Source organism: Bradyrhizobium sp. Crot121 (assembly GCF_059512385.1).
The window spans coordinates 81506-95619 of record NZ_JCAMOR010000009.1 but is presented as its reverse complement, the minus strand read 5'-3'; the positions used below and the strand labels follow the sequence as shown (position 1 = coordinate 95619).

At 64.1% G+C, this 14114-nt stretch carries 14 protein-coding genes and 1 riboswitch; of the genes, 6 read left to right on the top strand and 8 right to left on the bottom strand.

Going from position 1 to position 14114, the window contains the following annotated elements; all coding sequences use genetic code 11:
• Positions 1–2 precede the first annotated feature (2 nt).
• The 3 genes from AC5ZGW_RS11475 to AC5ZGW_RS11465 are packed head-to-tail and all read right to left on the bottom strand — an operon-like array spanning position 3 to position 2891.
• Positions 3–938 carry a prephenate/arogenate dehydrogenase family protein gene (locus tag AC5ZGW_RS11475; RefSeq protein WP_130229627.1) on the bottom strand — a complete coding sequence of 312 codons (936 nt, stop codon included), beginning with the start codon at positions 936–938 and terminating at the stop codon, positions 3–5.
• Positions 935–2032 carry a histidinol-phosphate transaminase gene (gene hisC / locus AC5ZGW_RS11470; protein WP_130229628.1) on the bottom strand — a complete coding sequence of 366 codons (1098 nt, stop codon included), beginning with the start codon at positions 2030–2032 and terminating at the stop codon, positions 935–937. Before hisC ends, AC5ZGW_RS11475 begins: the two co-directional genes overlap by 4 nt.
• Before the next feature lie 10 nt (positions 2033–2042).
• Positions 2043–2891 (bottom strand): chorismate mutase, encoded by an 849-nt coding sequence (locus tag AC5ZGW_RS11465; RefSeq protein ID WP_130229629.1) that lies wholly within the window; start codon positions 2889–2891, stop codon positions 2043–2045.
• 307 nt (positions 2892–3198) lie between these two features.
• Positions 3199–3278: riboswitch (SAM riboswitch) on the top strand.
• 82 nt (positions 3279–3360) lie between these two features.
• Here AC5ZGW_RS11465 and metX point away from each other — a divergent pair.
• Entirely contained in the window at positions 3361–4563 is a 1203-nt protein-coding gene (metX, locus tag AC5ZGW_RS11460) for a homoserine O-acetyltransferase MetX (protein ID WP_130229630.1), read from the top strand.
• Between the two features lie 3 nt (positions 4564–4566).
• A complete protein-coding gene (metW, locus tag AC5ZGW_RS11455; protein WP_130229631.1) occupies positions 4567–5235 on the top strand; it encodes a methionine biosynthesis protein MetW in 669 nt (222 codons plus the stop codon).
• 276 nt (positions 5236–5511) lie between these two features.
• Here metW and AC5ZGW_RS11450 read toward each other — a convergent pair whose 3' ends face one another.
• Entirely contained in the window at positions 5512–6372 is an 861-nt protein-coding gene (locus AC5ZGW_RS11450; RefSeq protein WP_130229632.1) for an alpha/beta fold hydrolase, read from the bottom strand.
• Between the two features lie 256 nt (positions 6373–6628).
• Between AC5ZGW_RS11450 and AC5ZGW_RS11445 the strand changes: the two genes are divergently transcribed.
• Entirely contained in the window at positions 6629–7276 is a 648-nt protein-coding gene (locus tag AC5ZGW_RS11445) for a TIGR02594 family protein (protein WP_130229638.1), read from the top strand.
• 406 nt (positions 7277–7682) lie between these two features.
• Here the strand turns inward: AC5ZGW_RS11445 and AC5ZGW_RS11440 are convergent, their stop codons facing one another.
• A complete protein-coding gene (locus AC5ZGW_RS11440) occupies positions 7683–9059 on the bottom strand; it encodes a lipopolysaccharide biosynthesis protein (RefSeq protein ID WP_165435543.1) in 1377 nt (458 codons plus the stop codon).
• A gap of 206 nt (positions 9060–9265) precedes the next feature.
• Positions 9266–10105, bottom strand: coding sequence for a protein-disulfide reductase DsbD domain-containing protein (locus AC5ZGW_RS11435; protein ID WP_130229633.1), 840 nt, complete (start codon positions 10103–10105; stop codon positions 9266–9268).
• Between the two features lie 135 nt (positions 10106–10240).
• On the opposite strand from AC5ZGW_RS11435, the gene AC5ZGW_RS11430 reads away from it, so the two are divergent.
• Positions 10241–10891 (top strand): YqgE/AlgH family protein, encoded by a 651-nt coding sequence (locus AC5ZGW_RS11430; RefSeq protein ID WP_130229634.1) that lies wholly within the window; start codon positions 10241–10243, stop codon positions 10889–10891.
• 115 nt (positions 10892–11006) lie between these two features.
• On the opposite strand, the gene AC5ZGW_RS11425 is transcribed toward AC5ZGW_RS11430, so the two are convergent.
• Positions 11007–11894 carry a TauD/TfdA dioxygenase family protein gene (locus tag AC5ZGW_RS11425; protein WP_130229635.1) on the bottom strand — a complete coding sequence of 296 codons (888 nt, stop codon included), beginning with the start codon at positions 11892–11894 and terminating at the stop codon, positions 11007–11009.
• Positions 11895–12025: 131 nt separating this feature from the next.
• Complete coding sequence (locus tag AC5ZGW_RS11420) at positions 12026–12805, bottom strand: SDR family NAD(P)-dependent oxidoreductase (RefSeq protein ID WP_165435544.1); 780 nt, start codon at positions 12803–12805, stop codon at positions 12026–12028.
• 102 nt (positions 12806–12907) lie between these two features.
• Between AC5ZGW_RS11420 and AC5ZGW_RS11415 the strand changes: the two genes are divergently transcribed.
• On the top strand, positions 12908–13642 hold the full coding sequence (locus tag AC5ZGW_RS11415; RefSeq protein ID WP_130229636.1) for an SDR family NAD(P)-dependent oxidoreductase: 735 nt from the start codon (positions 12908–12910) through the stop codon (positions 13640–13642).
• A gap of 61 nt (positions 13643–13703) precedes the next feature.
• Positions 13704–14072 (top strand): CsbD family protein, encoded by a 369-nt coding sequence (locus AC5ZGW_RS11410; RefSeq protein ID WP_130229637.1) that lies wholly within the window; start codon positions 13704–13706, stop codon positions 14070–14072.
• The last annotated feature ends 42 nt before the right edge of the window (positions 14073–14114 follow it).

The window sequence follows — 14114 nt, the reverse complement described above, 5'->3', positions numbered from 1 at the left end:
CGCTATTTCTTCTCCAGATTCGCATGCGGCCGGCCGAAGTCCGCCGCAGCCGAATCCTGGCCGATCTCGACGATGCCGCGGCGGATGGCGCGGGTGCGGGTGAAGTGGTCGAACAGCGCTTCGCCGTCGCCGCGGCGGATCGCGCGCGTCAGTTTGGAGAGATCCTCGTTGAAGGTGCCGAGCATCTCCAGCACCGCGTCCTTGTTGCTCAGGAACACGTCGCGCCACATCGTCGGATCGGACGCCGCGATGCGGGTGAAATCGCGGAAGCCGCCGGCGGAGAATTTGATCACTTCCGACGACGTCACCTGCGCCAGCTCGTCGGCGGTGCCGACGATGGTGTAGGCGATCAGATGCGGCAGATGGCTGGTGATCGCGAGCACGAGGTCATGATGATCGGGCGTCATGATCTCGACCTTGGCGCCGAGCGCGGCCCAGAAGTCACGCAGCCTGCCGATCGCGCCCGCCTCAGTGCCCTCGGGCGGCGTCAGGATGCACCAGCGGTTGATGAACAACTCGGCGAAACCGGAATCGGGACCTGAGTGCTCGGTGCCCGCCACCGGATGCGCGGGCACGAAGTGCACACCATCGGGGATATGTGGGCCCATGTCCCTGACGATGGCGCCCTTGACCGAGCCGACATCGGAGACGATGGCGCCCTTCTTCAGGTAAGGCGCGATCTCCGCCGCCACGGGTCCGCAGGCGCCGACGGGAATGCAGAGGATGACGAGATCGGCGTCTTTGACCGCCTCCGCATTGTTCTCCACCACGCGGTCGACGATGCCAAGCTCGGCGACCCGCGCGCGCGTCTTTTCCGAGCGCGCGGTGGTGACGATCTCGCCGACCAGCCCCTGCGCCCGCGCGCCGCGCGCGATCGAGCCGCCGATCAGGCCGAAGCCGATCAGCGCGATGCGTTGAAAGTGCGGCGCGGCGTTCACTTCTGATCCATGAAGTCGCGCAGGCCCTCGACCACGAGGCGGTTGGCCTCCTCGGTGCCGATGGTCATGCGCAGCGCGTGCGGCAGGCCGTAATTGTTCACGGCACGCAGCACCAGTCCGCGCTTGGTGAGGAACGCGTCCGCATCGGCCGAGGTCTTGCCCTTTTCGGTCGGGAAATGGATCAGCACGAAATTGGCGACGCTCGGCGTCACCTTCAGCCCGAGCTTGCGGACCTCGTCCGTCACCCAGCTCCGCCACTTTTCGTTGTGCACCCTGGACATCTCGACATGCGCGGTGTCCTCGACCGCGGCTACCGCCGCGAGCATCGCCGGAGTAGAAACGTTGAAGGGGCCGCGAATCCGGTTCACCGCATCGACGATATGCGCCGGGCCAAACATCCAGCCGACGCGGAGCGCCGCGAGCCCGTGGATCTTGGAGAAGGTGTGGGTCATCACCGTGTTCTCGGTCGTCGCACACAGTTCGAGACCGAGGCCATAGTCGTTGCGCACCACGTAGTCCGAATAGGCGGCGTCGATCACCAGGAGCACGTCCGACGGCAGGCCTGCGCGCAAGCGCTTGACCTCGTCGAACGGCAGATAGGTGCCGGTCGGGTTGTTCGGATTGGCGAGCCAGATCAGCTTGGTCCGCGGCGTGACCGCCTCAAGGATCGCATCGACACTTGCGGTGTAGTCGGTCTCCGGCACGACCACGTTCTTGGCGCCGTTCGCCTTGGTCGCGATCGGATAGACCAGGAAGCCGTGGGTGGTGGAGATCGCCTCCGAGCCCTCGCACAGATAGGTGTGGGCGAGCAGGTTGAGGATTTCGTCCGAACCGGCGCCGCAGATGATGCGGCTCGGGTCGAGGCCATAGGCGCGGCCGATTGCCTCGCGCAGCACCTTTGAGGTGCCTTCCGGATAGTCCTCGAGATGTTCGGCGGCGTGCTTATAGGCCTCGATCGCCTTCGGCGAGGGACCGAAGGGCGTTTCGTTGGCGGAAAGCTTGAACACCTTGCGCCCCGGTTCCGCCACCGGGCTCTTGCCGGGGGTGTAGGGCGCAATATCGAGGATGCCGGTATTCGGCACGGGGCGGGACATCTCTAACTCTCTAGCTCCGGATTGTAGGGGCGGGGGGCACCGTATAGCGCGTTGCGTGGCTGCCGACGAGGGCCGATGAGCGCACCGAGGCCCCGGCGCGGATCAGGGCCATTTTGATCTCCTCGAAGCCGCGGCCGGCGACCGATACCAAAAGCGCCGCGCCGTCGAAGGCCGTATCCGGCACCGCGACGATCTCGGCGAGCGGGGCCAGCGCGCGGGCGATCTCGGCGTTCCAGCCGGAAACGCGCACGCTCCACATCTCGACTTCGGTCACCATCGCATCGTCAGCGACGCGCGAGATCACGAACACGGGCAGCGCCGCGGGATGATCGGCGCGCTCCAGGAACGGCAATCGCGCGATGATCTTCGGCGCGCCCTCGGCCTCGAGGTCGATCCACCATGGCGTGCGGCTGGAAATGGCCGACACCAGCGCGAGGTCGCCCTTCGATTTCGCCACCGCTTCGACCGCCGCCTGCGCGCTGAAATGCGAGACGTAGGGCACCACGAAGCCGAAATGGAAGCGTGCCGAATCCCGCATCATGGATTCGCCGACCGAGACATCGGCATGCACCGAGAACGGCGCCTGCACATAGGTGAACGTCGAGATGATGACGCGCCAGATGCTCTCGATGGTGTCGAGCGGCAGGATGCCACGATGGCGCTCGACCAGGCTGCGCATCATGGAGGCCTCGCGCGCCGGCCGGAATGCGGAGCCGACTTCCTGGGTCTGCTTCACCCTGATCAGGCGGTCGATGATGTCGCCACGCGCCATCAAGAGGCGGTGAACCTGCTCGTCGATCGCGTCGATCTCTTTGCGCAGCTCGGCCAGCGAAGGCGGCGCCGGAGGCGGTTTTGACATGCTAGGGCCCGTCGTTTCTCTTCAATCAGCAAGCAGACTCTTCACCTCTCCCCGCCTACGGGGAGAGGTCGAAATTCAAGCGCAGCTTGAATTTCGGGTGAGGGGGAGCCTCCGCGAATCCGTCTGGTACCGTGTTCGCGGAGAGAGCCCCTCACCCCAACCCTCTCCGCGCAAGGGCGGGGAGAGGGAGAAAGTGCGAGCCCCCGTTCTGTCCCATGGGGCCAGATGGCGCAAGCTCGGCCTAAAGGTCACGGTTAGGTTAACGGCCCCACTTGCCTTGACGCAGGCCGGGTAAGGGACTACTTTCCCAGCACTCCGTGGTCATTTGAGCCGGCCGGCTTGCAGCCACGTTAAAGAATTCGCTAAACAGGCCGGGGACAGATCGATCCCGGCCGGACCTTTGTTCAGGCCGGGTTTTTCATGGCCTGATTTCTGTCCGGGACCTCCGCGTCGGAGGAAGGCGCCACAAATGACCAAGGTGCAGTCGATCAAGAGTCCGTCGATTCAGGGTGAGGATCGCGCCCATGAGGCCGATCATCCGTCCTCGCCGGTGGCGAAGTTCGGCATGGATCAGCCGTTGAAGCTCGACTGCGGCATTGACCTTGCGCCATTCCAGATCGCCTATCAGACCTATGGCGAGCTCAATGCCGAGCGCTCCAACGCCATTCTGGTCTGCCACGCCCTGACCGGCGACCAGCATGTCAACAATTTGCATCCGGTGACCGGCAAGCCTGGCTGGTGGGAGACCATGGTCGGCCCCGGCCGGCCGCTCGACACCTCCAGATACTTCATCATCTGCTCCAACGTGCTTGGCGGCTGCATGGGTTCGACTGGCCCTGCCTCGCTGAACCCTGCGACCGGCAAGGTATGGGGCCTGGATTTTCCGATCATCACCATCCCTGACATGGTGCGTGCGCAGGCGATGCTGATCGACCAACTCGGCATCGAGACGCTGTTCGCGGTGGTCGGCGGCTCCATGGGCGGCATGCAGGCGGTGCAATGGGCGGCGGCCTATCCGGAGCGCGTGTTCTCGACGCTCGCGATCGCCTGCTCGACGCGGCATTCGGCGCAGAACATCGCCTTTCATGAGCTCGGCCGGCAGGCCGTGATGGCCGATCCGGATTGGCGTGGCGGAAGCTATGTCGACCAGGGCACGCATCCGCATCGCGGGCTCGCGGTCGCGCGGATGGCCGCGCATATCACCTATCTCTCTGACGCGGCGCTGCATCGCAAGTTCGGGCGGCGGATGCAGGATCGCGAGTTGCCGACATTCTCCTTCGATGCCGATTTCCAGGTCGAGAGCTATCTGCGCTACCAGGGCTCGTCCTTTGTCGAGCGCTTCGATGCCAACAGCTATCTCTATCTGACGCGCGCGATGGACTATTTCGACATCGCCGCCGACCACAATGGTGTGCTGGCGCAGGCGTTCCGCGGCGTCGAGACCCGCTTCTGCGTAGTATCGTTCACGAGCGACTGGCTGTTTCCGACTTCGGAGGCGCGGGCGCTGGTGCACGCGCTGAATGCCTCCAGCGCGCGGGTCTCGTTCGCGGAGATCGAGACCGACAAGGGTCACGACGCCTTCCTGCTCGATGTGCCCGAATTCTTCGACATCTCGCGCGCCTTCCTGCACTCGGCGGGTAAGTCGCGTGGCCTTGGCGATGCGGGGGCTTAAGTGATGGCGCTTCAGGAGCAAACTCTGCCGCTGCCCGGCTTGGCGCCGCAGGCGAGCACGAGCCTTCGTCCGGACCATCTTCTCGTCGCCGAAATGGTTGAGCCCGGGTCGCGCGTGCTCGACGTCGGCTGCGGTGACGGCGATCTGTTGCAGCTTCTGGAGAGTCGCGGCATCGATGGCCGCGGCATCGAGCTGTCGCGCGAAGGCGTCAACCACTGCGTCGCCAAGGGACTCGCGGTGGTGCAGGGCGACGCCGACACCGACCTCGGCAACTATCCCGACGATGCGTTCGACTACGTAATCCTGTCGCAGACGCTGCAGGCGACGCGGCAGCCGAAGGCTGTGCTGGAAAATCTCCTGCGCATCGGCCACCGCGCCATCGTCTCGTTCCCGAATTTCGGTTTCTGGAAGATGCGGCTGCAGCTTTTGATCGGCGGGCACATGCCGCGCACCGAAAATCTGCCGGCCACCTGGTACGACACCCCCAACATTCATTTCTGCACCATCAAGGATTTCGTGCAGCTCTGCGACGAGATCCACGTCAAGATGGAGCGCGCCGTCGCGCTCGACCTCTACGGCCGCCCGGTGCCGCTGAACCTGCCGTGGTGGGTCTGGAACATGTTCGGCGAGCAGGGTGTGTTCCTGCTGAGCAGGGGCGGGAAGGGACGCTGAGTACTCTCCCCGTCATTCCGGAAGACCTCTCCTCCGTCATTCCGGGGCGATGCGAAGCATCGAGCCCGGAATCCATTTCCTCCACGAACTCTGCGGCTCGATGCATTCCGGGCTCACGCTTCGCGTGCCCCGGAATGACAGGCTAAACTGTTGCCGCGAGCACCTCCCCTCGTCATTCCGGGATGCGCCGAAGGCGCAGGCCCGGAATCCATTGCGCCGCAAAACACGTAGATGAATGGATTCCGGGTTCACGCTTCGCGTGCCCCGGAATGACGGTTACACCATCGACCTGGGATCGCGCGGCAGCCACCTTCCCGCTTCCACCAACGCAATAAACCGCTCGACCATCTCGTTGAACAGCGCGGGTTCCTCGAGATTGAGCACGTGTCCCGATTTCGGGAAGAACGTCAGCCCCGCCGCGGGCAAATGCTTCTTCAAAAACAGGCTCGGCTCGACGCAATTGTCGTCCTCGTCGCCGCAGATGATCAGCGCCGGCGTCGGCACGCGTCCAATCGCTTCCGCCATGGTGTAGATCGAGGGCCGGCCGCCTTGAAAGCTGCGCATGGTGTTGGCCGAGCCCTTGGCATCGTGGCGCGCGAGCGCGGCATAGAAGTCGGCATGGCCGCGCGGATCCTTGACCAGGAACGGAATCCGGCCCGGCGCCTCGCGCGTCACCTTGGCGACCGCTTCCGATCCAATCGTCTCATACTGCTCGGCATTGGCCCGGCATTGCGCACGGAAGGCGTCGAGGTGTTCGAGACTTGAGCCGGAGCCGACGCCTGCGAGCGTCATCGACATCACGCGCTCGGGCGCATTCAGCGCAACCTGCAGCGACGAATAGGAGCCCATCGACAGCCCGACGAAATGCGCGCGGGCGATGCCGAGATGATCGAGCACCGCGAGCGCATCGGTGTAGAAATGCTTGTAGCTGTAGACCTCGGCCGATGGCGGGACGTCGGAGGGCGTGTAGCCGCGCGCGGAATAGGCGATGCAGCGGTGGCCGCGCGAGAAATAACGCATCTGCGGCTCCCAATTGGTGTGATCGGCCGCGAACTCGTGCAGGAAGATGATCGGCGTTCCGCTCCCAACCTCTTCGAAATAGAGGCGGACATTATCCTTGGCGACGGCATAGGGCATTTTAACCTTTTCCTTCTTGTGAGCCTGCGCGGCAAGATTGCAATTAACCTTCACGGCTGCAATGCGGCGGCATCGTTTCTTTTTCGCCGCCAAATGTTCGCGAAATCGTCCCGCAATTTTTCGCCGCAGCGCGGCACGACATCTTTGTCTTGCCACATTGAGCGGCACAAAACGCGCTGCGGCTGTCATCCAGATGTCATCCACAGACGGGCGCACCTGGAAAACGGGGGTGTAACAGAAGGAAAAAATGGGAAGTATGGTTCAGTTGCGTGCGTTCCGCCGGTTGCTTCGAGTTCTGGCGCTGGCGTTGTGTTCGACGGTTATCGTCGCTTCTATTTCTCCCGCTTCGGCACGGCCTCATCACGGCGCAGGGCGCCACGCCAGGGCCTATCATGCCGGTCATCATGCCAAGCATCACCATGCCCGCGCTCACCACTGGCGCAGGGTCCGCGTCTCGCGCTTTGAGCGCGGCGTCGCACAGATGCAGGCGCAAGGCCTTGCCGACAGCAATGCGAGTCTGTCGCCGGAGCCTCAGCAGGCGGCAAGCTTCGGTTCGTCGAACATCGTCGATGAAGCCCGCCGTCACCTCGGCGGCAACCCGACCAGCCGCGGCAGCCTGTGGTGCGCGCGCTTCATGAACATGGTGCTGCAGCATTCGGGTTATCGCGGCACCGGCTCCGACATGGCGAGTTCGTTCGCCCGTTACGGGCAGCGAGTCTCCGGCCCGCAGGTCGGTGCCATCGCCGTGATGTCGCGGGGACGCCGCGGCGGCCATGTCGGCATCATCACCGGCATCGATGCCAAGGGAAATCCGATCATGATCTCCGGCAACAACGGCAACCGCGTCCGCGAAGCCCCGGTCTCCCGCGGCCGCATCTACGCCTACGTGATGCCGACGAATTAGCCGCTACACTCTCCACCGTCAGCCCGGGCTCGATGCTTCGCATCGCCCCGGAATGACAGCCTTCGTCATTGCGAGCCAACGGGTCGCCCGAACGCGCGCCCGATGACAGGCTCCGCGAAGCAATCCATGCCTCCACTTGCGGCGCTACGGATTGCTTCGCTTCGCTCCACTTCGCGGTCGGTCGCAAAGTCGTCGGCATCGATCGAGGCTATGGCGTCGTCGATCGCGCACAGTTTGCCGCAAGTGACGACATAGGCGTCGCCTCGCAGTTCACTCTCGATTTGCTCCGCAACGGCGCAGCAAGCTCATCTTGCGAGCCTCGGCCAAGCCTGAACGCGTTCCAGAAGATCTTTCAGGTCTGCTGCGGTCACGCTGCGATTACATGTGGCGCGGCCCGGGATTGCTATCAGCCGGAACCGATCTTCCCGAACGCCAGCACGTGCAGCCCGAGCCGCCGGCGGACGATCCAGAACAAGAGCACGGTCTCGAAGCTCAGCGACGTCGATATCGCTATGGCGGCGCCGTGGCCGCCGAAGCGCGGTACCAGTGCGACGCACAGCACCAGGTTCATGACGAAGGCGAGCGCGTAGGCGAGCGCGCAGATCTTCTGGTGGCCGAGCATGTTGAGCAGACGTTCGACCGGGCCGATTGCAGCGCGCACCACGAGGCCGATGGCGGCCAGGAACATGATGTCGTAGCCGACGACGAATTGCGGCCCGAACAGCCAGAGCAGCGGCTTGCCAAAGGCGAGCAGGAGGACGGTCGCGGCGAGCGAAGGCCAGAACGTCCACTGGATCGCATGGGCGACATAGGCCGATAGCCGCGCCTTGTCGCCGAGCGCGTTGTATTCGGCGAAGCGATGCGCCGTCGTCGCCGACATCGCGTAGTGGATGAAGGACACCAGCGCCAGCGTCTTCACCACGGCAAAGTAGACGCCGACCTCCTCGGAGGAGCGGAACTGCTGCAGCACCAGCACATCGGTGTAGGAGAGCAGCAGATAAAAGCTTTCGACCAGCAGGATCGGCAGTGAGACCGCAAGCCAGCCGCTGATGTCGTAGGCCTTCTCGCCCGGCTCGACGTGGGCCGCGAGGCGGCGGTTCAGCACCAGCATCTGGCCGATCATGGCGATCCACACCGCCGCGGCGCTGGCGAGCATCGCGGCGGTGGCGCCGAGATCGAAGCCGAGCACGACGGCGCCCGCGGTGAAGCCGATGATCAGTCCCTGGCGCACGATGAATTGCGGCATCAGGCCGAGCCGCATCCAGTCATGCGACCGGGCAATCCCGTCCTGGGTATTGGCGACCACGAACGCTGGCAGCGTCAGGCAGCCGATATAAAGCGGCACGACCGTGTCCATGCCGATCCATGGCGACAGCAGCTTGACGAGGCCTGCGAGCAGCAGCGAGACCGCGGTCGACACCGCAAAAGTCAGCCAGCGGCTGCCGGACAGAAAACCGCGCAATAGCGCGTGCTCGCCTGCCGTGCGGTATTCCGGAATGAGCTTCTGCGCCGAGGCCGAAATGCCGAAATCCATCATGCTGCCGAGCAGCAGCACCCAGGTCCAGACATAGACATAGACGCCATAGTCCGAGCTGCCCATCCAGCGCGCGAGCAGGATTTGCGAGAGATAGGCGGCGACGGCGCTGACGACGCGGATGACGAAGATCGTCCCCGCGAGCCGCCGCGTGACAGATGCCTCGCCGGAGCCGCCGATCAGGCCGCGCATACGCGCCATCATGCCCGTGGGCGAAGCGGTTGCGGATTGGGCGTCCATCACGGCCAAGGCGAAAATTCCCAAAATGCCGCGCGTTTGCGACAGGGGCCCTGAACTATCAACGAAACGTTAAGAATGGGTTGGGTGGATAACGGTGAAACCATAGCCCGGATGGAAGCCAACGGGTCGCGCGATACGCGCCCGATGACAGGCTCCGCGCAATCCGGGCCCGTCTTTCAGCGCGGGGCCACTGTCCCCGGGTTACAAATTCCTAATCACTCCAGATTGGTGTTGAACTCGTAGGCGCGGTCGCCGCCGACCAGGGTCAATTTCAGCGCGGCGCCGTCCGGATTGGCGCCCGGCGGCAGGCCGTCGAGCTCGAAGGAGAACCGTTTCACCCCGGGTGGCGAGTTCGGCTCGAGCTTCGGCACCGGGAGGGCCCAGTCCGGCGTCGGTCCCTCGACGTACAGGCTGACGTCCTTGCCTTCGGGCGCGGCGACATCGACCAGCACGGTCGCCTTGCCGCTGCGTTTGACGTCGCGGATCGTCACCGGGTTGGGATCGCCGATATTGGCCGGCTTCGGCACGGTGTCGAGCGCGGACGACAGCGCGCCGTCCTCGGTGGAGGCGACGCTCGCAAAAGCAAGCTCGACGCTGGTCTCCACAGGGATGCACAGCTTCTCGCACACCGCATAGTTAATGTTGGCCCGCAGCGTCAGCGGCTTGTCCGCACTCTTGGCGACGATCCGAAGCGGCAGCACCACCTGGTGCTTGTAGCCGAGCGAGGTGCCGCCGGCGCCGTCGTCAAATTTCATCGGCGCCGGCCACAACACTGTCACCGCGTCGACATTTTCCGACTTCGAGAAATCGAAACGCGGCGGCACACCGGAATCGCCGGGGGTACGCCAATAGGTTTTCCAACCGGGCTCGAGTTGGATGGCTATACCGCCTAGCAAAACCGCGCCGCTACGCGAACCTGCAAGCAGCCGTACCGCCGAATGGGCGTCCCGCTGCCAGGGCGAGGAATCCTCGGCATGTACCTCCGTCGCAGGCCAGACGACTGAAAGAGTGGCTAGCAGGCCGAGCGCAACCCGCATGGGAACTATGGCGATCATGGAACGTCTTTACCGGCTGGTTATTGCGTAAACCATTGAATTGCGTGTGATGGATGGCGCGAATACGGCGCTCTGCTTGATTGACAGAAGCCTCACCCAATATCAGGATATCAAATCAGCATGGAGGCCTTTCAGATGACTCCTGAAGGCAAAGCACCAAAGACCGCCCGCGGCAAGGTGGCCGGCGTCGGCGACAATTCGTCGGGCAGCGGTTATCTCGACGGCCAGATCCTGATCGCCATGCCGGTTATGAGCGATCCCCGCTTCGAGCGCTCCGTCATCTACATGTGCGCGCATTCCGCCGAGGGGGCGATGGGCATCATCGTCAACCGTCCGGCCGGAAGCATCGATTTCCCGGGGCTCTTGGTGCAACTCGACATCATCCAGAAGGCCGACCAGATCAAATTGCCGGAAAATGCCGAGACCATGAAGGTGATGAAGGGCGGCCCGGTCGATACCGGCCGCGGGTTCGTGCTGCATTCCAGCGATTTCTACATCCAGGATGCGACGCTGAATATCGACGACGATATCTGCCTGACCGCGACCGTCGACATCCTGAAGGCGATCGCCAAGGGCTCCGGCCCCAGGCATGCGATCCTGGCCCTGGGCTATGCCGGCTGGGCCCCGGGGCAGCTCGAAAACGAGATCCAGCACAATGGCTGGCTGCATTGCGACGCCGATTCGGATCTGATCTTCGGCGACGACGTCGAGGACAAATACGACCGCGCCCTGCGCAAGATAGGCATCGACGTCGGCATGCTCTCGAACGAAGCTGGCCACGCGTGAGGCTGTCATTGCCGGGCTTGACCCGGCAATCCATCGGTCAAAAATTGCGTTCTTGAAGAGGTGATGGATGCGCGGGTCAAGCCCGCGCATGACGAGGGTTGATTGCGTACAACAGCTACTCCGCCGCCTGCTGCGCGACGGTCGGCTCGGTGCCGGCCACGGTTGCGCGGCGCATGTCGCGCGGCTGGGACTGGTCGTAGCGGCGGACGCGATGCATGGTCTGGCGATTGTCCCACATCACGAGGTCGTGCAGCTTCCACCTGTGGACATAGACGAATTCAGGCTGGGTCGCATGCTCGGTGAGGTCGCGTAGCAGCAGCCGGCCCTCCGGCATGCTCATGCCGCGCACCGCGCCCGCGTGCGACGAGAGATAGAGCGACTTGCGGCGATGCACCGGATGGGTCCGCACCAGGCGCTGCAGCACCGGCTTGAACATCTCCTTCTCCTCGTCGCTATAGTCGAGAAAGCCCAGCGAGCCGCGTGAATACATCAGCGAGTGCTCGCAGATCAGGTCCTCGATTTCAGACTTGGTCTCCTCGTCCAGCGCGTCATAGGCCGCGCGCATGTCGGCGAATTCGGTGTTGCCGCCCTTCGGGTTCACCACCCGCGCCGACAACAGCGAGAATTTCGCCGGAATCGGCCGGAACGAGCTGTCGGAATGCCACAGGCAGTTGCCGAGATTGAACAGATGGGTGCGGTGATCCTTGGGTAGCGGCTTGCCGTCCTTGCCGAGGTTGGAGACGTCGTTCAGCCCGGAGGAGAGGCGATAATCCGCCTTCTTGGTCACGTTGCCGCCGCGCGCGTTTTCGCGCTCGCCGAAGTTCAGCGCAAAGGCCAGTTGCTGCTCGTCTGTTATGTCCTGGTCGTGGAAGACGAGCACGGCGTATTTGTCCATCGCCGCCTCGACTTCGATCGCTTCCTGCCTGGTCAGCGGCTTTCGCAGATCGAGGCCTGTGACCTCACCGACAAAATGCGGATGAAGCTGCCGGATCGCGATGGCCATGGCGTTCTCTCCTCATGTGCAGGCGGTTTTTCCGCTTCGTTTGAGGAAAGGCTATCCTGTGACGTTGCCAAGTCAACGCGGCGCCGGCGCATGGCCCCTTGCACGCGGCGGCCCGGACACGTTGCAGCGCATCACGCATTTCGCGCCATCAGCCCGCCATCCACCGGGATCACCGCGCCAGTCAGGAACGACGCCGCCGGCAGGCACAGGCTCAAGGTCATGTGCGCGACCTCCTCCGGCTCGCCATAGCGGCCGAGCGCTGTGCGGCGCTTGGCATAGATCGTCTTATGCTCTTCCGGAATCCGGTCGGTAATCCCGGTGCGGATCGGGCCCGGGCAGATGCAGTTCACAGTGATGCCCTCGCGGCCCAGTTCCACGGCAAGCGAGCGTGTCAGCCCGGTGACGCCGGCCTTCGCCGCGGAATAAGGACTGTGCAATGCGGTAGCGCCGAGCGCCTCGGTGGAAGCGATATTGACGATGCGCGGGCATTTCGATTTTCGCAAATGCGGCAAAGCGGCGCGGATGATGCGCTGATGCGCGGTCAGCATCACCGCGATCGCCTTGGCCCACGCGTCATCATAGCCGTCGTCGTCGATTGCGACGCGCACGGAGATACCGGCGTTGTTGACGAGGATGTCGAGCCCGCCGAAATGCGCGGCGACGCCGTTAATCACGGCCGGGATTGCATTGCGATCGGCGACGTCGAGCGCCCACGCCTTTGCCGTCCCTCCGCTCTTGCCGATCTCCTGCGCAACCGCCTCCGTGCCTTCGGAGGTGATGTCGGTGACGGCGACATTGGCGCCCTCAGCGGCGAACACCAGCGCGGTGGCCCGGCCCATGCCGCTGGCGGCGCCGGTGACGAGAACGGTCAAGCCTTTCACCGAGCGGCTGAGCTGTTTGAATTCGGACATCGTGTGACCAGTGGGATGGAGGGAACAGGTTGCAGGATTGACAAGGCTGGCATCGATCCGCAGACAGGTCAAACAAGCAAGAAGCAAGGGAGAAAGCGTGCGATGAACGAGCTCGATTTCAGCGGCAGGCAGGTTCTCGTGGTGGGCGGCTCCAGCGGCATCGGCAACGGCATCGCGCAAGCATTCCGCGCCAAGGGCGCGCGCGTGCATGTCTGCGGCACGCGCGCCAAGGCGAGCGACTATTCGGCAGAGGAAGGTTCGCATCTGGACGGGTTGGAATACTCGCAGCTCGACGTCGGCGACGCTCGTGCGATCGAGCAATTCAAGCCGACCTTCGACCGGCTCGATGTGCTGGTGCTGGCGCAAGGCGCGGTGATCTACCGCCGCGGCGAGTTCGAGATGGAGGGCTTTCGCAAGGTCATGGAAGTCAACCTCATGAGCCTGATGGCGTGTGCGACCAAATTCCAGGCGATGCTGAGCGCGAGCAAGGGCTCGCTCATCATCGTCAGTTCGACCGCCGCCTATCATTCGACGATGGGAAATCCCGCCTACAACGCCTCGAAGACCGGCGCGGTCGGGCTAACGCGGACGCTTGCGGAGGCCTGGGCCGAGGATGGCATCCGCGTCAATGGCATCGCACCGGGCCTGGTCGATACCAAGATGACCAAGGTGACGACGGCGAACCCGAAGCGGCTCGAAGGCGCGCTGGAGCGGATTCCGCTGAGGCGGCTCGGCACGCCGCAAGACATGGCGGGTGCCGCGCTGTTCCTGGCCTCGCCGCTCGCCGCCTACATCATCGGCCAGACCATCGTCGTCGACGGCGGGTTGATTTTGTAGGCGCAGGAACCGCGGCTGGGCTCGCCGGTTACTTTCCCGGAAACGGAGAGGAGTGACCGCGATGGATACTGATCGGATCGCTGGTGCCACCAAGGAGTTTGCCGGCAAGGCGGAAGGCACCGTCGGTGAAATGGCCGGTGACAGCAAGACGGAAGCATCAGGCCGCGCGCGCGAAGCCGCCGGCACGGTGCAGAATCTCTATGGCCAAGCCAAGGATGCCGCGCACGACGCCGCGGACACCGCCGTCAACTACGCCAGGGATGCTTACGAGAATCGCGGCGAGACCGTTCGAAGCGGCCAGCAGGCGCTGACCAAGACCGTGCAGGACAATCCGATCGGCGCCTTGCTGATTGCCGGCGGCCTCGGTTTGGCGCTCGGGCTATTGCTGTCGCGGCCGCCGCGCCGTCCGCCACCGCGCTGGCGCTATTAGCCGTCGTTCCAGGGCGCCGGGTAGGGCAGGCAAAGCGAAGCG